The organism is Microcoleus sp. OTE_8_concoct_300, assembly GCF_031383065.1.
In the GTDB taxonomy this organism is placed as follows: domain Bacteria; phylum Cyanobacteriota; class Cyanobacteriia; order Cyanobacteriales; family Microcoleaceae; genus Microcoleus.
Genome location: NZ_JANMZH010000922.1, coordinates 1 through 21,803, shown reverse-complemented (window position 1 = coordinate 21,803; position 21,803 = coordinate 1). Strand labels below are relative to the sequence as shown.

General features: G+C 48.9%; 15 protein-coding genes. 6 read left to right on the top strand and 9 right to left on the bottom strand.

Translation table 11 applies throughout. The features are described 5' to 3' along the window. Positions 1–228: 228 nt before the first annotated feature. Complete coding sequence (locus ACUVJL_RS39390; protein WP_445250785.1) at positions 229–2,535, bottom strand: IMS domain-containing protein; 2,307 nt, start codon at positions 2,533–2,535, stop codon at positions 229–231. A gap of 582 nt (positions 2,536–3,117) precedes the next feature. Between ACUVJL_RS39390 and pdhA the strand changes: the two genes are divergently transcribed. Then, the gene (gene pdhA, locus ACUVJL_RS39385; RefSeq protein WP_445250784.1) at positions 3,118–4,155 is read left to right on the top strand and encodes a pyruvate dehydrogenase (acetyl-transferring) E1 component subunit alpha; all 1,038 of its coding nucleotides are present in this window, start codon (positions 3,118–3,120) and stop codon (positions 4,153–4,155) included. A 713-nt stretch (positions 4,156–4,868) separates the two neighbouring features. On the opposite strand, the gene ACUVJL_RS39380 is transcribed toward pdhA, so the two are convergent. The 3 genes from ACUVJL_RS39380 to galT all read right to left on the bottom strand — a co-directional run bounded on the left by ACUVJL_RS39380 (position 4,869) and on the right by galT (position 9,591). After that, on the bottom strand, positions 4,869–7,121 hold the full coding sequence (locus tag ACUVJL_RS39380; protein ID WP_445250783.1) for a family 1 glycosylhydrolase: 2,253 nt from the start codon (positions 7,119–7,121) through the stop codon (positions 4,869–4,871). 142 nt (positions 7,122–7,263) lie between these two features. Next, positions 7,264–8,379 (bottom strand): M24 family metallopeptidase, encoded by a 1,116-nt coding sequence (locus ACUVJL_RS39375; protein WP_445250782.1) that lies wholly within the window; start codon positions 8,377–8,379, stop codon positions 7,264–7,266. A 126-nt stretch (positions 8,380–8,505) separates the two neighbouring features. Then, a complete protein-coding gene (gene galT / locus ACUVJL_RS39370) occupies positions 8,506–9,591 on the bottom strand; it encodes a galactose-1-phosphate uridylyltransferase (protein ID WP_445250781.1) in 1,086 nt (361 codons plus the stop codon). Positions 9,592–9,920: 329 nt separating this feature from the next. On the opposite strand from galT, the gene ACUVJL_RS39365 reads away from it, so the two are divergent. Then, on the top strand, positions 9,921–10,946 hold the full coding sequence (locus ACUVJL_RS39365) for a hypothetical protein (protein ID WP_445250780.1): 1,026 nt from the start codon (positions 9,921–9,923) through the stop codon (positions 10,944–10,946). Between the two features lie 327 nt (positions 10,947–11,273). Here ACUVJL_RS39365 and ACUVJL_RS39360 read toward each other — a convergent pair whose 3' ends face one another. From ACUVJL_RS39360 to ACUVJL_RS39340, 5 genes are all read right to left on the bottom strand, one after another. Beyond that, a complete protein-coding gene (locus tag ACUVJL_RS39360; RefSeq protein ID WP_445250779.1) occupies positions 11,274–13,157 on the bottom strand; it encodes a glycoside hydrolase family 2 protein in 1,884 nt (627 codons plus the stop codon). 264 nt (positions 13,158–13,421) lie between these two features. Next, on the bottom strand, positions 13,422–13,850 hold the full coding sequence (locus ACUVJL_RS39355; protein ID WP_445250778.1) for an STAS domain-containing protein: 429 nt from the start codon (positions 13,848–13,850) through the stop codon (positions 13,422–13,424). Between the two features lie 79 nt (positions 13,851–13,929). Further along, the gene (gene glf / locus ACUVJL_RS39350; RefSeq protein ID WP_445250777.1) at positions 13,930–15,180 is read right to left on the bottom strand and encodes a UDP-galactopyranose mutase; all 1,251 of its coding nucleotides are present in this window, start codon (positions 15,178–15,180) and stop codon (positions 13,930–13,932) included. A 120-nt stretch (positions 15,181–15,300) separates the two neighbouring features. Next, positions 15,301–16,602, bottom strand: coding sequence for a glycosyltransferase family 1 protein (locus ACUVJL_RS39345; RefSeq protein ID WP_445250776.1), 1,302 nt, complete (start codon positions 16,600–16,602; stop codon positions 15,301–15,303). 848 nt (positions 16,603–17,450) lie between these two features. Further along, complete coding sequence (locus ACUVJL_RS39340; protein WP_445250775.1) at positions 17,451–18,485, bottom strand: aldo/keto reductase; 1,035 nt, start codon at positions 18,483–18,485, stop codon at positions 17,451–17,453. 444 nt (positions 18,486–18,929) lie between these two features. Between ACUVJL_RS39340 and ACUVJL_RS39335 the strand changes: the two genes are divergently transcribed. The 4 genes from ACUVJL_RS39335 (at position 18,930) to dtd (ending at position 21,575) form a co-directional block, all read left to right on the top strand. Further along, entirely contained in the window at positions 18,930–19,331 is a 402-nt protein-coding gene (locus tag ACUVJL_RS39335) for a fasciclin domain-containing protein (RefSeq protein ID WP_445250786.1), read from the top strand. Between the two features lie 108 nt (positions 19,332–19,439). Then, positions 19,440–19,577 carry a hypothetical protein gene (locus tag ACUVJL_RS39330; RefSeq protein WP_445250774.1) on the top strand — a complete coding sequence of 46 codons (138 nt, stop codon included), beginning with the start codon at positions 19,440–19,442 and terminating at the stop codon, positions 19,575–19,577. A gap of 208 nt (positions 19,578–19,785) precedes the next feature. Next, entirely contained in the window at positions 19,786–20,955 is a 1,170-nt protein-coding gene (locus ACUVJL_RS39325; RefSeq protein WP_445250773.1) for a CobW family GTP-binding protein, read from the top strand. Positions 20,956–21,119: 164 nt separating this feature from the next. After that, positions 21,120–21,575 (top strand): D-aminoacyl-tRNA deacylase, encoded by a 456-nt coding sequence (dtd, locus tag ACUVJL_RS39320; protein ID WP_445250772.1) that lies wholly within the window; start codon positions 21,120–21,122, stop codon positions 21,573–21,575. Positions 21,576–21,803 lie beyond the last annotated feature (228 nt).

Here is a 21,803-nt window from a genome sequence, read left to right as displayed (position 1 = left end):
ATGCTTCAATCTAAAATCTAAAATCTAAAATCTAAAATCGATTGACACTCCCCGGTATGGCAGACGCAGGATTCTTAAGACTTTACCAGAAAGAATTGGTTTAAAGCCCCAAGCCCGATCGGGAGAAATTAAAAGAAGACTGTTCATTACTCCAATCCTCTTCCTTCCAGGTAGAGGTCGCTATTGTGCAGTCAACTGTCAACAGTCAACTGTCAACTGAACAATTCCTTACTTTATCACTTGCCAATCCATAATCCGCCACTCTCCGTCTTGGCGGATCAAATCGTAGCGCACCCGCAGGTTTTCGTTGCGCGAAGAAACCGGCTGATCGCGATCGAACACTTCGGCTTTTTCTGATACTTGGGCATCTACTTGGGCGCGATCGGGATTACTCGGACTTATCGTAACTCCATTAACTTGCAGCTTGTGTACATAACGCTGGTGAGCGTTGTTTCGCTGTTGAGCTTCTGCCATTAATTGCCAGCGAGACAAAGCCGGTTCTGTGAGAACTTGCTTTAATTCTTCCACAGCGTGGTTAGGGCCCAAAGCCGCTGCTTTCGCCGACAGCCAGCTTTGAACTAACTCTCTTGCTGCTTCCTCAGTCATTGCTCCCGATGGCGGGGCGCTCGGCTCTGGGCTCACGGCAACAGGGGGGCTTTCTACCGGCGGTGCTTCCTGCGTGACGACGGGTTCGTTTGGCAGCGATGGGCCCGATAGGGCTTTGATCGCGCTCGCCAAGAGACTGAGTATTAACCACAGAAGTAACAGGCTCAGGACACCTGCGACTAGAAACAGAGCCAGCCTGTTTCGAGGCATGGACTTGACTTGGGCGGAAATTTGTGCTGCCTTGGTGCGGCTTCGATCGACCAAATCGCCTGTTAGCCCCTTGCCGCTTGCTCCGCTGCGCCCTGAATTTTTGCGTCTGCGTTGTTTGGAAGTCGAGTCTGCAGGCTGTCGGGCCGTAGCTGTCGGGAGAGAGACGGCGGCAGCAGATCTCGGCACGGCCGCCGTTGCCGGGGATTTCTGCCCTGAGGCTGCGGTGGAGGCGTCGGTGGGTACGGGGGTCAAGGTGACGGTACTGGCTCCCTGCTTGCCCGATGGTGGGGGTACTGCAGCAGGCGATCGGCCGGCAGTCGCTTGCAGTCGCCCTGGGGGCTTGCCGGAGCGGGGCTGCACCACCACCCATTCGTTGGCGGTTTCTGCCTCAAGCGGCAAAGCTTCTAGGTAAGCTTGTACTTTCGGGTCGGCAAAGTAATCTTTTAGGGATACTGACTGGTTCGCCAAGTCGCGGAAGTGGGGAAACACTTCTTCTTGTAGCCAATGTTCGGCGTACAAGCACAGCCCGGGCAACAAATCGGGAGAATCTTGGGAATGTTCGCGAATGAAGGCGAGGGGTTCTTTTTCCGAGCTCAGTTCCAGGGCTCTGCTGGCTTCTTCTGTTTGGCCCAGCAGCAGGGAACAAACGGCTTTTTCCAGGTGAACGTCTTGGCGGCGACCCAGCTGCATCAGCATCAGCTTGGCGCGACGGATCATCGATGGCCCTCTGGCGGCAAATCCTTGGGCTAACAGCGTGTAGACCGAGAGGTAAGTGGCGACTGCGGAGGGGCGGCCGGCTTCTGCTTCAAATAAAGCCTGCTGCTCGCTGCTGGTTAGGTGTTTCCGCATTTGCTGCACGAAGCGGAGGAAGTCTTCTATTCCTAAACCCGATCGATCGTCTCCCGATCCGTCGATGCCGCCGCGTTCTTGAAGCATTTCTCGCAGGATTTGCAGTCCCTTGCGACGCTCGGCAACTTTTTCTTCGGGGAGGGATAGTAACTCTAAAATGTTGTACGGACGCAGTTTGTATAGGTCGGCTTGCATTTCACCCCTCACGCTTGGAAATAGGCTTTCGCGCAGCAGCAGTTCTTGACCTGCTTCTAATGATTTTGCAGCATTTTCGTACTGACCTTGCTGCCACTGTTCGCGGCCGAGTTCTAGACAGGCAAGGCTGACGGTTAAAACTATATCTGGCCGCACGAGCTGGGGATCGCCGAAACGACCTTCGGTGATCGCGATGCTGCCATTGTTGAGATAGGGGCGACCAAGCTTCTGTACGAGTTCGTATTCCCCCAGTTCTTGCAGTACGAGCAGGGCTCCTACGAATTGGTTGTCATCGATTTCAATACTTGGAGTGTGGGGGTCGGGAGCAGCCTCTAAAGCCTTGGACTCTGCTGCAGCGGTTTCTCCTGCGTCTTGCAAAACTGTGGCCGTGCCTGCTGAGGTTTTCGACCTCTGGTGCTTGGCTTCGAGTGCGGCTTCCGACTCTCGATCGTAAGTTTTGGCTAAAAAACTGGCATCATAAGCTTTGCGCCCGTCTGAGTCTGACAGAACGGCGCAGGCTTCATCGAGCAGTTGTTTGCGGGCGACGATCGCAACTTCGGAATACTCCCGGCGCGGAAGCTGTAAAGTTCGATCGCGGTGAGCCTGCTGCAACTGTTCGGCAGTAGCTTGAATCGGTAGACCCAAAATCCGGTAGTAATCTAGTGGAATTAACACTCGTCCACTTCCCCAAAGCGCTAGCAACTGAATTAGCCTATCTTAAGTGAGATACTCCCGCAAACCAAATCAAAAATTCTGGCGTTGGCTTCCAACCGCCCAATGCACGGTATCTTGGACTTGTCGTAGAGATACTCTGATTTTTTTTCCTCTACAGCGTTTTACAGTGAGGAAAATGCCTTGCCCCACTGCCCGTCAGCTAAATGAGTGGTTTGACTCTTGAGCATTTTCGGGTTTGAGAGTAATGGAATTATATCATTCCTTGGCATCGGGTTTAGATGGGAGTTGGTTCTCCGAGTCCGGGTCATCCGCCCCGCCTGCCCTACTCATTTTAACAATTGGTGAACTGCTGCACAGAAAAGGTGCGATGTTTTTCTGCTGCGGTTGTGTCCCATCTGGGTTTAAACTGAGATGTTGCACCATTGTCAATAAGCCTTTTATGAACGGACTAGGAGGGCTCGTTCCACAAGAAGAAAATCTATTCTTTGTGGAACAGGCCCGAAAGCCTGTTCAGGAGAATGGTGCAAGATGTGAGTTTAAATTTAGATGTCTAGGAAGCCGATCGTCGGGTATTAATTATTTATGGTTCAGGAACGGACTTTACCAGTTTTTGACGCGCAAAGCGTAAACATTTCTCGGGATGAGGGCTTGATGCTCTACGAGGATATGGTCTTGGGGCGCTACTTTGAGGACAAGTGTGCTGAGATGTACTACCGGGGCAAAATGTTTGGTTTTGTCCACTTGTACAACGGTCAGGAAGCTGTTTCTACTGGCGTGATTCGATCGATGCGCCGGGATGACACCGACTACGTTAGCAGCACCTATCGCGATCACGTTCACGCTTTGAGCGCGGGCGTCCCGGCGCGGGAAGTAATGGCGGAGTTGTTCGGGAAGGAAACTGGTTGCTCGAAGGGCCGCGGCGGTTCAATGCATATGTTTTCTGCAGAACACCGACTGTTGGGGGGCTATGCTTTTGTGGCTGAGGGGATTCCTGTAGCTACGGGGGCGGCTTTTCAATCGAAGTATCGGCGCGAAGCTTTGGGGGATGAGAGTTCAGATGGGGTGACTGCTTGTTTTTTTGGCGATGGTGCTGCAAATAACGGGCAGTTTTTTGAGTGTTTGAATATGGCGGCTTTGTGGAAGTTGCCAATTATTTATGTGGTGGAAAACAACAAATGGGCGATCGGGATGGCCCACGAGCGAGCTACTTCTGATCCGCTGATTTACAAGAAGGCTCATGCTTTTGGCATGGCTGGTTTTGAGGTTGACGGGATGGATGTTTTGGCGGTGCGGGAAGTGGCGAAAGAAGCTGTAGCGCGGGCGCGTGCTGGCGAGGGACCGACTTTAATCGAGGCTTTGACTTATCGCTTTCGCGGCCATTCTTTGGCCGATCCTGATGAATTACGTTCTAAGGAAGAGAAGGAATATTGGTTCCCCCGCGATCCGATTAAGAAGTTGGCTCGTGATTTGATCGATCGAACTTTGGCAACTGCTGAAGAATTAAAAGAGATCGATAATAAGATTCAAGCAGTAATTGATGATGCGGTAGATTTTGCTGAGAAAAGCCCCGAGCCCGATCCTAGCGAATTGTATCGGTTTATCTATGCTGAAGATGAGTAGTTAGTTCGCGATCGCACAAACTCGAATTGTAGGGTGCGCCCATCAGCACCTTACAGTTCGAGTTCGCGATCGCACGGGTGGTCAGAAAATTCTGATATCGACTCTCTAACTGCACCGTCCGTGATTGTTGACTGTTGACTGTTGACTGTTGACTAATAACTAATGACTAAGCTGTTGCGGCATTTAAATTGTCTGTCAAAAAAAATCAAAGTCTTGTGGGGTGTCCCGCCCGCCCTGAATATACAATTTAAATGCGCGACAGCTTAATAACTAATAACTAATGACTAATAACTAATGACTAATGACGGGCGGGTCAAAAAAATGAAAATTGCGCGAATTATTTGTTTACAGCTTGATTCTACTTGACGCCCGACTTTTGAAGCAAGGATTTGATATCATTCCGGCCTGACTGCCGGAATTGATATGACCGTTAGTTTATGGCTGCCTGCTCATGGAGGGCAGGCAGCCATAAACTAACGGGGAAAAAGCTTGAGAGTTTTTGGAGATGTCTAATATCATGTCCGGTCGATTACCCTTCATCAGGTAGGGGCGGGTTCACCAACGAGATCTGCCCACAATCTCCAATCTCAAAAACCTGCCCGGCCGGGATATTACGGTCAATCGATCGGACAGGACATAATATATCCGGCTCCCCCTGTTAATAAGAGGGTAGATCCAGCCTGAGACATATTAACTCCTTCCTACTCGAAAATCTAAGCTAGTTGCCGATCGGCAAAGTAGCAGGACATGGCATGGTCAAGATCCGGGAGTAGTAAGCCACGCTCGCTGCCGAGAACGCTGTAAGTGGGACGGAGAGCGGCAAAACCAAGTTCTCGCGTAGGACGAGCTTCCACACCAGACGCATCAACACCCGCTATAGAAGCCGCCAGTCGCGCCAACTCGGTCCAAGTGATCGCACTCTTATTAGCTAAATGCCACAAGCCGTACTCGCCGTCAATTAACAAATCGAGGCTGGCATGCACCAAATCCGGGACATAGGTAGGCGAAACAACCGAATCCTCTGCGGTTACGAACCTCTGCCCAGCAGCCAACTGACGCAGTGCGATCGTCACGAAGTTATACTCATCCCACGGCCCGAAGAATGCACTCGTGCGGATTACTAGCGCCGAGGGATTAGCCTGTAAGACCCGCGCCTCCGCTAGAGCTTTGCTGCGCCCATACACGTTGAGGGGTGCAACAGCGTGGCTTTCTAAATAAGGGGTAGCACCAGCCCCATCGAATACAAGGTCTGATGAGAACGTAAGCAGCGCCACTCCCACATCAACGCAAGCAGCAGCGAGGATGGCTGGACCCTCAGCATTCACGCGCAGACAGAGGTCAGGTTCGCGTTCCGCATCATCCACGCGAACGTACCCAGCAGCGTTCACAACCGCCCACGGATTCAACTCACTAAGAGCGGCACGGACAGACGCGAGGTCGGTAATGTCCATGTCCTGGCGTGTCAGGAGGTGGTATGGAATGCCCCGGAGATCGCACAGGCGGGCAAAAGCCTTGCCCAGCGTTCCTGTGGCTCCAACAATTGCCAGCGGACGCACAGGCTGGGGCTTGGTAATTGCTAATTGGGAATTAGTTATGTTCTTTTCCAGCCGCCAGTCTTCAGGCCCCATAGCCCAGTTATCCTGCTCCCCATCTACGCAACAACTATAAGGTGGATAAAGCAGCCTCACAGGTCGGCGCCACCATCCAGGCACGTCGAGGACGGGGTGGTCCGGCTGGCGTCCCTCTGCTAAATCCCGTACCAGCCGGGCCAGGGCGGTCGGGCGCGGATGGGAACTGCGCACATCAAACACTCCCGACTCATAGTAGCCATCGGCGCGGGTCAGCAAAACATTCCAGTCAAACGTACCCAAGAGAGACCAAACAGTCACGCCACGCACGTCCACGCCCTCGCGGCACATAGAAAGCGCTGCCTGCCATATTTCATAAAGCCAGCGCAGTTGCTCCTCGCGAGTGCAACCGAGGTGTGCCTCTGTCACGGCGATGGGTAGCCCGTAGCGTTCCCATGTCTCTTTAATCAGCCCGCGCAAACCCGCTATACCCTCAGCACAGACGCGCACAGCCTCTATGTCGATGTATTGGTCTTTCTCGTTTCCGCAAACCGAGGAGTCTGGGTAGTTTTCTATGCGTTCATCCAGAAAGCGTTCGCTGGTTACGTAATAATTAAGCCCCAACACGTCTGGCGGGCAGGGATTCTCCAGGAACCAATCGAGTTCGGCTTCCTCAATCCCCAAGTAGCATAGGTAACCCCACATCGGGCGAGACCGATTCAAGCGACCGCACAGCAAATCGAAGCTCAACCAGCGGCGCTCGTTCTCAAATTCTGCCTGATACGCGAGTAGGGGCGTGCTGTAGGTTTTACCCATGTCCTCAGTCTGCACCAGTTGTGCGGCAGGGTTTACCTCACGAATTGCCCGCATCGAGAGTACAGTGGCACGGCACTCTATCAACAAGGCACGGGCGAAGGTTAGTCCATCAAGTCCGTGAGGATACCAGTGACCGTAGAGTCCGCTAAATCGCGCCGTGGTCAGTGGCTCATTGACAGGTGTGTAACGGTCTACCCACGGATAGCGCTGTGCAACCGCCCGGGCGAACTCGGCTAGTTTCTCAGGGAAGTTGGGATCGATGAGGCTGGTATGGCGGGGACCGCTGCCGTGGTGAACTAGACCAACGATGGGATGAATGCCGAGTTCGCGCAAACGACCGAGTCGCTCATCCGCCCAGGACCAGTCAGCACTCTCTAAACCATTGGGTGCAGTCCGTTCCCACAGCACGGGGTAGCGCATGGCACGCACGCCCAGTTCTGCAAACAGGTCGAGGTCCTCGAGGCGCGTGGCGTGACCGCTGCGCTCCAACTGGTCGAAATACTCGTCGCCCACGCGGTTAACAGTGCATTCTACTCCACCCCATACCTCTAGGGGTCCGATTGCGATCGCCTCTGTGTTCATGAGATTAGTGTTTTACTACGGGGGTTGCATACTTAAGATATGGGTTTTGTCGATCGGTGACGACATCTATTAGATAGATATAGAGAGATAAATAAATTAGTTTTTGTGGGGTGGGCAGGAGAACCCGCCCCCAACATATAAGTTAAAGCGGATCGCCCCATCTTTCCATTGGCACTGGCCGCAACCTTCCCGCTACTTCTACGCTCGGCCAATTCGGATCGAAAGTCAAATTTTCCAAGGTTCCATCGCTGTGAATTACAAAGGTATCCTCAATTTTGGCTCCCGACAAACTCGGATTCCAAGCCACTGCCATATTTTCGGCTAACATATCTGAAGTACCCGGATTTGCCACAACTTCTCGCGCCAAATATCCGGTAGTTCCGCCTTGATGGTGTTGCCTAATTGCTTGAGGATATCCCTCCTCTTCGTAAGCAGCTTTCAGGGTATCATAAACCGCATTCAGCGATACTCCCGGCCGGCACGAATTCAAGCCTGCTGCTTCAATTTCTCTGACTTGTCGGTGCAACTCGGAATGATTTTCCCCAAGAAAGTCGAAACTGACAAATCGGGTTAAATTTGCATACAAACCCCATCCCCTAGCGCAAAATACTAACATTGCTTGCCGCCCAATTTCTTCGGCGGTTGCGGTGGCGTGGCGGTATAGCGGCAAACGCCTTTCTCCAGCAACTAATGTCAGGGCTGGATGCAAACCTCTCGCCCACAATGCCTCTGCACCGGCTCCGGCTAGCTGATATTCTGTCCATGTCGGTTTGGCAGCAGAAAGTACCTCTGTCATGGCTTCACTGGCTAAACGCCCGACTCGTCGGTATCGCTCTAATTCGCTTGCCATCATTGTCTGTTTGCGAGACTGTAAAGATGCGGTTATTGGCGTTTCTTTGGGATAAATTGGCCGATCGCTCATGACGTTACCGTCACCTGTAATTTCTTTGACAAAAGCTTCGCGCTGTGCAACATCTGCCCAAGGATAGATGTGCAGTTGAAAGTTGGCTGGCAATTCTTCGTCTTGCAAGCGCTGGGCTTCGATTTCATCGGTGAGAACCCAAGCTGTTTCGGCGGTGATTAAAAGTTCTGCAACTCCGGTTTCTGCGGTCAGCAATACTGTATGGGAACCGCCGGCTGTGGCCCAAGCAAACCAGTCTGTGCCTCGCAAGCGAAGGGCGAGCGATCCTGTTTCGCTTAAGGCTTGGCGGATGAATTCGAGTTTGCTGTCAACTTCTGGATTTAATGAGTGTATCATAGATGAAAGTTCGGTAACGGATGTAACGGATGTAACGGATATAATGCATCTGAGGAAGAAGGAAGAAAATCAATGATTTTAGTTAGCGTTTCCTCAATCTAAAATCTAAAATCTAAAATCTAAAATCTAAAATAGATGGATGGATACGGCTTGCAATTCTTTAGCTTTTTCTTCGGGTAAAGCGTCGTTAGCAAACATTCCGGCTGCGAGTTCGGTTCCTGCTAGGTATTTTAGTCGATCGCTCGATCGATAGGGCGGATAAAATTCGGCGTGCAAATGCGCTTCGGGATGGGGTTTCCCGTCTGTGGGGCCTTGAAACCAAGCCATCAAATAAGGGAATTGGCGGTGCCACAAACCGTCGTATTTAAGGGCGACTGTTTTTAAGGCTTTAGCGAGTCCTTGACGCTGTTTTTCAGTAAGATCGATAAATGTGGCTGTCGGTGCGATCGGCGCAAGCCAGACTTCGTAAGGGTAGCGGGCGCAAGCGGGGACAAAGGCGATCGCCTCGGAGTCTAAATAAAGAATTCGCTGTTTGTCAGCAATCTCTTTTTGAATCATATCTTGCAGCAAACCGCTACTATTTTTTTCATAGTAAACCGACTGACATTCTAACATCCGCGCCGGCACTGGTGGCACGAAGGGATAAGCGTAAATTTGACCGTGGGGATGGTGCAAAGTTACTCCTACTTCGACGCCGCGATTTTCAAAGGGCAAAACGTATTGAATTTCGGGATTGCTGCCAATAACTGAAGTGCGATCGGCCCATACTTCTAACAGCAATTCTAAGTGAGACAACTCTAAAGAACCGAGGGAAGCCAGCGGATCTTGAGTAAACACTACCACTTCGCAAATGCCGTGAGCGGGCAAAGTTTCCACAATATTTGCAGGTGCGTTTTTTGCCTGCAAAGTCATCGAGGGAAAGCGGTTGTCAAAAACTGCTACGTCGTAATCTCCCGGCGGCAATTCTGTCGGAAACTTAGGGTTAATTGTAGCAGCCAGGGGGTTGTATTCCGGCGGCGGCATGAATGTTCTTCCCTGGCGGTGGCTGGCGTATGCTACCCATTCCCCCCGCAAAGGATGCCAGCGAAAGTGCGGGTTTGCCTGTACCGGTTCATTGCTGGGACTTACGGCCGCGATACCTTCTGGGATTGGGTAGCGACTGTAGAGTGTGAGTGGGCGGCCGTCTGGTTTTAGCAATGTTTGGGAGTGCATTTTTTTTGCGGGCGTTTTTAATAGGGACTTACGCTAAGACCAAAGAAACCGGGTTTTTACTTAATTTGCAGGCTACAACGAAAGATTTTCCTAAAAACCCGGTTTCTGACTGCGGCTGCGTCTAGGGGAGTAGAGATATTAGGAGTATAACTTCGTGCTTTGAGAATTCGCCCCTATCTAAAGTCGGAATTTATTTTTTGTAATCTGGTCTGTGGTCACTGCTGGTATGGAAAATTCCCAGCTAATTTAATTTTCGTTTAATTCTTTAGATATAATAGGCTCAATATAGTTGAACACTTAGACAGCTAATAGCAGCAAAGCGGAGTGCGATGTACATACCTGTTACTTTCGACGGTGGCATCCAAAGGAACGAAGCAATAGAAATAAAAGTCAGAAACTTTAAAGACTTAAACTTACAGGAAAAACATATTGAAGAGTTCTTACGCAAAAACATTAATTTGCTCTTTGGAGATAACGAAACTCTTCTAGTTGTTGGTCAACAAGTTCGTAATGCGAGTAACGGGATTAGCGACCTGACTGCCATTGATGCAGATGGCAATGTTGTTTTAATCGAGATTAAACGCGACGTACAAGATATCAAGACCAGAAAAGAACCTTTTGAATTTCAAGCTATCAGGTATGCCGCGAGTTATGCCAAAATTTCTACACCTGAATCCCTTGTAGAGTTGGTCTATAGCTCGTATATCGAGATACACAAAGATGAGTATGAATTAGGTGATTTGACTCCTAGTGAAAAAGCGAGACGAGAGTTGAATAAATTCTTGTCAAGCAATGACGCACTCAAAACCTTTAACAAAAAACAACGAATAATACTTATAGCCTCATCCTTTGATGAGCAAACCCTTTCTGCTGTTGCTTGGTTGATTTCAAATGGGGTAGACGCCATCTGTATTAATCTCACTCCTGTTTTTATAGGAGAGCAAGGTTTTTTGAGTATTGAGAAAATTTTGCCTCCGGCACAACTGGATGATTTTTACGTGGGTTTAGCCGGAGGAGGTTCTACAATCAAGGAAGAAATTATATCCACTGATTCTGCCTTTAATAGAACTTGGCTACCTCGAATGGACAAGTTGTTTGAGTGGGAATTAATCAAAGCTGGGGATAGCCTTGAAATTAAAGAGTTTGAAAGCTCTGAAGCTATAATAATTGATGATACATTGGTCAGATTTAATGGGGAAGAAATCTCCTATAATAATTGGGGAAAGAAAGTTACTGGTTGGTCTTCTATAAGTATTTATGAATGGGCAATGCTTAGTTCGATTAAGAAGACATTACATGAACTAAGGACGGAAAAAATGGCAGAGTTGGAAGCAAAAGGCAGTCCATTCGATTAAGTGCCAGGGGAGGCATTCGCGGACTGTGTAAATGCCTTGCTGTCGCAAACTTTGGTAGTCTGCATCTGCAAATTTATCGTGACAGGTGGCGGCTGTTACATCAAGGCGTTTTCCCGATAGCAATCTGTGGGTGGAACATTCAAAACCTCCCATGAAAAAGCTTTGAAACATCAATCCAATGGCTAATGGGTAATGGGGCATTGGCCAAACAGGGCATGGGGCATTGGGAAAAGGGAAGAGGTTCATAAATGATTGAGACTTGCTATATCCAATAAATTGGAACTGCGGGCAATTACCAATTACCAATACCCGATGCCCAATTACCCCTTAGCACTGAGTAATAACTTGCGACTGTACACTTTCTTCGGGAAGATCCCTGCCGAGAGTTGCCGCGGCCATCGCCTCTAGGGGAAACTTGGGAGTGCGATCGGCATAAAGCAAACCGTTAGCTTCTTGGTAAGTATCAGTCAACTGCGTGTAACAAAATCCACTGAACATTTCCACTTTGTTTACCACCTTCAGCAGCGCGGTGTAGCGCCTTTGCAGTTCCTTCGTGTCCCAGGCGCGCACGTAGCCCCAAACTCTGTAAAAATCGGGGTTTTCCTGGCCGGCGCAGGCGATGCCGCCGAATTCTGTCAGCATCACCGGCTGTCCTTGGTGCGGGTGGCCGTCCAGGGTGAGGATGCGCCCTCCCGGACGCCCGCGATCTAATAAATCGGATAGCTGGACTTCGGGCCCGTAGCGCTTGGCTAGGGTTTGCGGGTTGTTGTCGTAGTCGTGAATCGCCAGGATGTCGGTATCGATGCTTTCCCAGCCGTCGTTACCGATGACGGGGCGAGTCGGATCGAGGGTTTTTGTCAAGAAATACAGCGCTTGCACGTAGTTGCGGTGGGCTGCAGCTTCCACTAAATTCGGAACTCCCCAGGATTCGTTGAACGGCACCCAGACTACGATACAGGGGTGGCTGGCGTCGCGGTCGATGACTTCTGTCCACTCCCGCGTCAGCCGGTCAACGGCTTTGGGAGTGAAGCGGTAGGCGCTGGGCATTTCTTCCCAAACTAGGAGCCCGAGCACGTCGGCCCAGTACAAAAATCGGGGGTCTTCGATTTTTTGGTGCTTGCGGACGCCGTTGAAACCCATTGCTTTGACTAATTCGACATCGTGGCGCAAAGCTTCGTCGTTCGGGGCCGTCATCATGGTGTCGGGCCAGTAACCTTGGTCGAGCACCAGCCTCAGGTAGTAGGGGCGGCCGTTGAGCATGAAGCGATCGCGCTGGATGCTGACCGTCCGCATGGCGGTATAAGATTTAACCTCGTCGAGTAGTTTGCCGTCTGCCCACAACTGCACTTGAGCGTTGATTAATGTCGGTTTTTCGGGGCTCCACAGCAATTCGTTGCGGTAGTCGTCAATCCCCGGGTCTGAGAGGGCGATGCGGCGGTGGATTTCGCCGTTGATGACTTCGTAGGTGTCGTTGACGAGCAGCATACAGCCGATCGACAGTTTAACTTTAATCTGAATTCCCGACTGGCGATCGCCCGCGACAAACGCTTCAAAACCGATTTCCCAGCGTTCAAACTGCGGAGTCCAGCGGATGCTCTCGATATAAGTGTGAGGCACCAATTCTACCCAGACTGTCTGCCAAATACCCGTCGTGCGCGGATACCAAATACTGTGCGGCTCTATTTGCCAGTCTTGCTTGCCCCGCGGTTTCTCCAAATCTTGCGGGTCGTCCTGGGCCCAGACTGTCACCCGCTGCGGCCCGCTGAGGTTCATCACTGCTGTAATGTCTGCGGTGAAAGGAGTGTGTCCGCCTTCATGTTGGATGACAAACTGACCGTTCACCCAGACGCGCGCGCGGTAGTCTACGGCCCCGAAGTGCAGCAGCACTCTGCCTTCTGTGTGGGGTATGTCAAATTCGCGTTCGTACCAGCAGTTGGCGTGAAAATTCGTGTCCCCGATCCCGCTTTTTGCCGATTCTGGAGCAAACGGCACTTCTATAGTGTGAGTCCACTCAGAAATATCGATCGGCTGCACGCAGCGTCCCCCGTCGTCGTAAGCAAACCTCCACTGACCGTTGAGACAAATCCAGTTGCTCCGGCGCAATTGGGGGCGCGGATAACCAGTTTTCCGCCCTTGAACAGTTACCTTGCTGTCTATAGTGGAAGACTCTTCAATATCACAATTTTCTAGCTCTCTACCTAACCAGCTCATCGGCACATCTACCCGAAGTTATATATATAGGTTAGCGACAATTAGCCCGACTTTGACAAGTTTTTTGCTGATTAATTTGTAAAAGTTTAGTAAATTAAAACAGCCTCATCTAAAGGCTGTCTTGTAGTGAAGGCAGAAATCATTAGTCAGTAGTCAGAAGCAAGGAAGAAGCAAGATTTTGCCGATCCCCGACTCGGACACTCTGAACCTCTCCCCGTCTGGGCCACTCTCAGTCTGACACTCTCGCCAGCTCATAACTCTAGTTTAGCTGGCAACAGGTTGCAAATCACCTAACGGTTCAGGTAGCTCACTTTTGAGGGAAACTTCCTGTTCCACAAGCGGCAAACACTGAAATATTTGTTCTAGTCCCGTGAGTTCAAATAGGATTCTAACTTGTTCGCTCATGGCAGATATCAAAAGTATACAAGCGCTGTCTCTAACTAATTTCACGATCGCCACTACAGACATTAACTCCGAATTTTTCAAGAAATTAATTTTTGAGAAATCGATCATTAGAATTTTACCACCGCTTGCAATTAGGCGCTCTATTTCTTTATAGAAATGCGGAAATTGAGAAGTTTGCAAAACCTCATGAGACAAAACAATTTTAACTATCACTCTCATTTTCACCTCAAAGCTTGTTTGAATTGTTAAATAAATTTTAACCCAAACCGAGTATGGCGATCCGTCCATACCTTACATTTTTAGCTATTGCTGTAGGGTGTACACGGATCACCAGACATTTTGATCCTTACAAATTCACAGCTTCCAGCTACTTGCTAGCAGATTTGCCGTTGCCGTTGCCGTTGCCGTTGCCGTTGCCGTTGACAGCAGCGACTTCTAGAGAAGCTGCAGCTGGGCTCTCGACCACTCCATTTGAGGAGCTTACATTAGAGGCAGAACCGTTAACATTCGCCGCCAATTGAATCACCGGCTTGGTAGTAAGTTGATTGTAAGTTGTCAGAGCTTGAGCGACCACTTGATCCATGTTGTAATACCTGTAAGTCGCCAGCCTTCCCACGAAAGAAACTCCCGGCGTTGCATCAGCCAAGGCCTTATATTTCTTATAAATTTCGGCATTTTCTGGACGAGGAACCGGGTAGTAAGGGTCTCCCTCAGCTTGAGGATATTCGTAGACAATGCTAGTTTTTTGATGCTCTTGTCCGGTGAGGTATTTAAACTCCGTGCAGCGAGTATATAAATGCTCGTTGGGGTAATTTACCACCGGTGCTGCTTGGTGTACGGCTACGTTCAGCGTTTCGTGCTTGAATTCCAAGGAACGGTAAGGAAGTTTGCCGTAGCAATAATTGAAATAGGAATCGACTGGTCCGGTGTAAATCATTTCCCCGTAAGGGATAAAGCCCTCAATCTCGCGGTAGTCGGTATTCAGCATCACCTTGATGTTTGGGTGAGAAAGCATCTTTTCAAACATCCGAGTGTAGCCGTGCAGTGGCATTGCTTGATAGGTATCGGTGAAATAGCGATCGTCCCGGTTAGTGCGAGTGGGTACGCGCGCAATCACTGAGTTGTCGAGTTCCGACGGATCCATTCCCCACTGTTTGCGGGTGTAGTTGCGGAAGAATTTCTCGTAAAGTTCCCGGCCGACTTTGCTGACAACAACATCTTCGGAAGTGCGAATGTAATCCTTTGGTTCTGCTACTTTCGCGAAGAAATCTTCTACTTCAAATGAGGTGAGATTCAGTCCGTAAAGTTGGTTGACGGTGTTGAGATTGATGGGAATTGGTAGCAGTTGACCGTCAACGCTGGCGAGGACGCGGTGTTCGTAGGGCCGCCACTCGGTGAAGCGCGAAAGATACTCGAAAACAGGGCGCGAATTCGTGTGAAAAATGTGGGGGCCGTATTTGTGTACGAGGATGCCGTGGTTGTCGTAGTGATCGTATGCGTTCCCACCGATGTGGTTGCGGGTATCAATTATTAGGACTGTTTTTCCGGCTTCATTTGCTAGTCTTTCGGCAATGACGCTACCTGCAAATCCTGCACCGACAATTAAATAGTCAAACATTAAAAAAACCTCTGATTTGTAGTAAGGTAAGTGGTAATTTGTAATCAACAAGCGAGAAGTGTTGAGTGTTAAGTTTTGAATGTGTAAATTGGTAAGTCTTTAACTTAAACCTCAACCTTCCTAGCTTAAAACTTTCATCCGGCCTGCTGGGTTCTGCCTTTTGCCGTCGATCGCACGTTCGATCAACGCCAGCATTTCTCCCAAGGTATTATCCCAAGAGTTGTCTGCTAAAAAGGCGTCTACTTCGCTGAGCCATTTGGTGCGATCGTCCGAACTTTCGCTGAAGATTTCTTCGGCACAAGCGACGAATTCTTCAGAATTGCTAGCAATCCGAACCAAGCCATTTTCTCCGTAGGGCCGCACCACGTCGCGGATAGGAGTAGAAATCACAGGTTTGCCTGCCGCGAGGTATTCTGGAGTTTTCGTCGGACTAATAAACTTAGTCGATTCGTTAATCGCAAAAGGCAGCATGGCTATATCCCACCCGGCAAGATACCCTGGCAGTTCTTGATAAGATTTGCCGCCGAGATAGTGGATATTTGGGTTAGTTGGCAGAGTTTCCGGATCTATTTTTACCACCGGGCCAATGATGACTAAATGCCAGTCCGGCCTTGCTTGAGCCATGCCCGCCAGCAGTTCGATATCCATGCGTTCGTCTATGACGCCATAAAATCCCAAACGCGGGTGAGGAATATCTTTTTGATCCGCCGGTTCTTCTGAAAGATTCCTGGCTATCGCAAAGTGTTCTTTTTCGATGCTGCTGGGGAAGGGGTGAATGTTTTCGTGCTGGTGCTGTTTAGCTTCGTAAAGGCTATGTCCGCCTGTAAATACTACGCTAGCGCGCTTTAAAAGTTGGTTTTCATTGGCTTTTAACTCGGGGTGTGCGCCTTTGAATGCTGACAGTTCATCCATGCAGTCGTAGACTACAGCTAGCGGCTTTAAGTGGTTTGTGAAACTAACAGCCATTGGTGTGTAATACCAGAGTATGTACTGGCTAATGTCTGCCGCTCGAAACAAATCATCTAGCATGGCTTGCTGAGCAGTTTGTGCTGTTGCTTCGCTAGTTCCTTCGCTGAGGTGCGGTACTATTACCCACACTCCGCTTTCGTGGATGCTAACATCAAGCCACCAATCTGTAGTCGCGTTCAAAATAGGTTCTTCTACAAAGAATACGCGACGATTTTTGGCACAGCGACCCAAGAGATGTTGCGGACGCTGATAAACAAAATTCCATCGCAGATGAGACAGGCAAACTAAATCCGGTGTATCTAAAGAATCAGCTTTTGATAAGTTGGCGCGCAATGCGGGCGAGGAAGCGAATTGAGAAGGCGATTTGGCTGGATCTATAGAGGTAAATCGGATCTCCCATGCTCGACCTTTATTGCTATAATTAGTGTTTACTGAGTTTTCTGGGGGGGACATAATTAGCCTCGGGAATTAGTCAATGAAAATTTGTCAATAGGATTTCTTTCTCAGCAGTGTCTTACTGAAAGTTGCAAGCCTCAATCTGAGAAATTTTATTGACGAGCAAGCGCCACATTCATTGAACCAAACAAAGAAACTGTTTAGTTGCGGAAAAACACGCTTATCTGCTTTTTTCCAAATTGAAACTTGGAGATAAGTTAATATTGTTTGACTTGCTATTGCTGTTAACTGTAACCTAGTTTTTCGGCTATTACTTCTATCTGAAGGATGAGTTCTATCTCAGGAGGCGCTTAGCTTACACGCTGGTTCAAAAGCGGTTAAAGTGCCGATCGACCTTGTAAAATGACTCTTAACAGGCAGGTACGGGGTGAAAAAATAGCGAGTTTTATTGCTTTATTTGGAGAGGAGAGAAAATTTGCGATTCCCTTCGGGATAGCTTCGCTCGCGCCGGTTTATGTTGCTTTTTGATTTGACAAACCTTGCTTTTTTACACTTCTCCGATCGCTCGTTTAAAAAAAAATTGTATCCTACTATACAGAAAGCCAGAGAAATTTCTGACTTCCGATAGATTAACAATTGACAGTTTATGGAGTGGGGTTAAACTCACATCTTGCACCTTGCTCAAAAATCCTAAATAAACCGGGGAACGGCGACGACAAACCTACAACTGTACGCGAGTCGGTGGTCAGAAACCAAGGTGATGACATTGGTGATCTGGGGGTGAGGTTAAACTGACGCCCAGATCACCTATCTCAATCATCTCTTTAAGGGCGGGTGGGCCGATATCTGCGATCGAGCGCCAAATATCCACGTAAACCCGCCCAGACTAGAAGATAGCAGCAATTTTAAAGTCGGCGGTCAATTTTTGCCAGTCCCCCTCCAAAGGCAAAATCTTGCACCGTCGAACTCTTTAAGAAATCGTGGGGAAAACCCAACTCAATTGCACTTACTTTGTCTAACTGCTGCATTTGTTCCGGGGTTAATTGAAACTCCAAACAAGCGAGATTTTCCTGAAGTTGCGAGAGTCGGCGCGACCCCACAATCGGAATAATTTCGACTGGCTGTTGGATCAGCCAATTTAGGGCTACTTGAGAAGCAGGTTTGCCAATTTCGGCTGCTATTTTGCTAACTTCGTCAGCAATTTTGAGGTCTCGTTCGTTAATTGTTCCAGATTCAGATGAATTAAGCCGTTTAGCTTCGCTGGCTGTTTCTGCAGTGTTGTATTTTCCTGTCAGCAAACCGCCTGCTAGGGGGCTCCAAGCTGTGACGCCAATATCAAAGGCTTTTGCCATAGGGATCAAGTCTCGTTCGGGAGTTCGCTCTTTTAAAGAATACTCGATTTGCAAGCCGATAAATGGTGTCCAACCGCGCAGGTGGGCGATCGTATTTGCTTGAGAAATAATCCAAGCCGGCGTATCGGAAATGCCGATATAAAGAATTTTGCCGGCGCGCACCAAATCGTCAAAAGCGCGCATCACTTCTTCAACGGGTGTCGTAAAATCCCAAGCGTGCAGCCACAGCAAATCTATGTATTCGACTTGCAGCCGCTTCAAACTTGCTTCTACTGCTTGCACCATATTTTTGCGGTGGTTGCCGAAACCATTGATTTCGCCGTTTTTCATGTTGAGGCTATACTTAGTGGCAACTACCCATTTTTCGCGATCGGCTGCGATGAACTCGCCGACATATTTTTCGCTAGTACCGTTTGTGTAGAGATTCGCGGTATCAATGAAATTGCCGCCCGCTTCTGCAAAGGCGTCGAACATTTTACGGCTTTCGTCGTAGGAGCTCCCCCAACCCCACTCTTCCCCAAAAGTCATGGTTCCGAGGCAGATTTCGGAAACGCGAAGTCCGCTGTGACCTAGTAGTTTATATCTCATGTCACCCTTGCGCTAGTTAATGGTTGTTAACAGTTTAGATCGGTATTTTTGAAACTGTTGCCATGAGTCGGGGTGCCGGGCTTTTACGGCGCCTTAGCACTGTGCTGGATGTTGAATGTTTTGCCAAGTCAATCAAAATGTCGTAGCACGGGCAAGGGCGAGGGGCGATCGCCCCTGCATTTACTTTCAACACCGCGCTTTCAACACCGCGCAGGGGCCCTCCTCTTAGCAATGTATTTAGGATTACATGGCTAAATTAAAATACAGTAAACTCAAAATAATTTTATCTACCTTTAGATAGGTATTTTCTGAAATGAGTTAAATAAAAAAATTTGCTATCTTAAATATCACAAAACCAGACAGAAGCAGAGAAAAAATTAATGTAGCTAAATTAACTTTTTAGCGTTATAGTGATTTATAGATTACAAAAACTAGGTGACTCACTTGGCTGACATCGTTGATACCGCCGTTTCGGCAGGCTCTTTTACAACCCTAGTTGCTGCCGTTACAGCCGCTGGTTTAGTAGATACTCTCAAAGGTGCTGGCCCTTTCACAGTTTTCGCGCCTACCGACGAAGCTTTTGCTAAGCTTCCCGCAGGTACTGTAGAAGCACTGCTTAAGGACATTCCTAAGCTGACAAAAATCCTGACTTATCATGTCGTTTCCGGCAAAGTTTTGGCTGCTGATGTGGTAAAGCTGACATCTGCTAAGACAGTTGAAGGTTCAGAAGTGAAAATTGATGCTTCCAATGGCGTAAAAATCAATGATTCTACCGTTACAGCAGCCGATGTTGTTGCTGATAATGGCGTCATCCACGTTATTGATTCAGTCTTGCTTCCTGCGTAAGCACAGACTTAGATAGCGCAATACTATCTTGAGGGCGGTGGCTACCTATAGCCACCGCCCTATTTTAGTTGAGGTTTAAATATTTTACGCGGCTCGATAATTAAAACTATGATAAAGCAGCGTCCATTGGGCGATCGCACTCAGCATGAGTCGGCCCCAAATTTGTCGCTGCTGGATTTACCGACCAAACAGGTTGCAGGCCAACTGCGACAGGTACTCGGAACAAAAAAATTATCAAAAAAATAAAAAAGTGCGATCGAGTGCGTTAGCAATTGCCGATAATTAGGGTGCCACTTATTTTGCACTCTTGGGCTGATTCCCGGTTGATGCGTAGATACCAGGCAACCAAACCCAACATTTATCCGAGAAACTGGGTTTACGAGGCGCAAGTCCTAATTAAGATACAATAAAAACCACAACGAAAGTGCGATCGACATTATTTGACAGTCAAGCTATGCAATCTACAACTCAGTCCGAGACAGAACCGGCGATGGACGCTCCCAAACACGGATTGCCCGTTACAATCATTACAGGATTTCTCGGCAGCGGCAAAACAACCCTGCTCAACCACATCCTGACCAACCAGCAGGGTTTGAAAACAGCAGTTTTGGTCAATGAATTTGGCGAAATTGGCATCGACAACGAACTGATTGTCACCACCGATGACAACATGGTTGAGCTGAACAACGGCTGCATCTGCTGCACTATTAATGAAGATTTAGTTAATGCAGTTTACAAAGTTTTAGAACGTCAAGGAAATCTGGATTATCTGGTAGTCGAAACAACCGGACTCGCCGACCCGCTGCCAGTAGCGATGACTTTTTTAGGCACAGAACTGCGCGACCTGACTCGTCTCGATTCGATAGTTACAGTAGTAGACGCAGCCAACTACAGCTTAGATTTGTTCAACTCTCAAGCAGCTTACAGTCAAATAGCTTACGGCGATATAATTATTCTCAACAAAACCGATTTGGTTGAGGAAGCAGATTTAGATTTGTTGGAAGTTAAGATTCGCGATGTCAAAGAAGGTGCTCGAATTGTGCGAACAGTGAAATCGCAAGTTCCCCTACCCCTTGTCCTCAGCGTCGGATTGTTTGAATCGGACAAATATTTCCAATCTGAAAAAACTCCTAGCAGTCACGACCATCACGACCATCACGACCACCACGACCATCACGACCATCACGACCACCACGACCATGACGACCATCACGACCACCACGACCATGACGACCATCACGACCACCACGACCACCACGGCCATCACGACCACAGCCATCACGACCACTCCGACCATTTAGAAAATGACGGATTTACCTCAATTTCTTTCCAGAGCGACAAGCCGTTTTCTCTGAGGAAATTTCAATATTTCTTAGACCACCAACTGCCAACAAACGTGTTTCGCGCGAAAGGGATTATGTGGTTTGAAGAAAGTCCGAAACGGCATATTTTTCACTTGAGCGGCAAGCGATTTACGATGGACGATGACGAGTGGAAAGGTGAGCGGAAGAACCAGCTTGTTCTCATCGGTCAGGGTTTGGATACCGAGAATTTGCGATCGCAACTCGAAAACTGTCTTTGTATGCCTTCAACCAGTCGCGGTAAAGGTTTTGGGAAAAACTAACAGTAAAATATTCTTTTCTACTTCCAGGCTAGAGCCTGGGAACCTATGTCTAGAGGCTCTGCCTCTCTGGTTCTCAGGAAGATAGGAGGCAGAGCCTCGGGATCTGCGTTACCAGGCTTTAGCCTGGTAACGAGTAATTTCCTATTACCAATTACCGATTTTCAATGCGAGCAGTTATCCAGCGAGTCAAATCATCTCAAGTCGAAATAGACGGTCGAATTGTCGGCAAAATTGGCTGCGGACTTAACTTGCTTGTAGGTATTGCAGACACCGACACTGAAGCAGAACTCGACTGGATGGCTCGCAAATGCCTAGAATTGCGCTTGTTTCCCGACTCTGCCGGGGATACCGGCCGCTGGAACAAGTCCGTACAGGACATCGGCGGCGAGTTGCTGGTTGTGAGTCAGTTTACGCTTTACGGCGACTGCCGCAAAGGTCGCCGGCCTTCCTTTGACCGAGCAGCGGCTCCTGAAAGAGCGGAAATTTTTTACGATCAATTTGTCGAAAAGTTGCGCCAGAGCGGCTTAAAAGTCGAAACAGGCGTGTTTGGAGCGATGATGCAAGTCTCTATAGATAATGACGGGCCGGTGACTTTGGTATTAGAGAGAGAATCGGCTTGAATGATTTAGTCCTGGACACACGGGTGGTCAGAAACCCGGTTTTTTTACAAGAATACTTCCTTAGAGCCGGCACACGGGCGTAAAAAACCCGGTTTCTTGAGTTGGATGGCACGGGTGGTCAGAAACCCGGTTTTTTTACAAGAATACTTCCTTAGAGCCGGCACACGGGCGTAAAAAACCCGGTTTCTTGAGTTGGATGGCACGGGTGGTCAGAAACCCGGTTTTTTT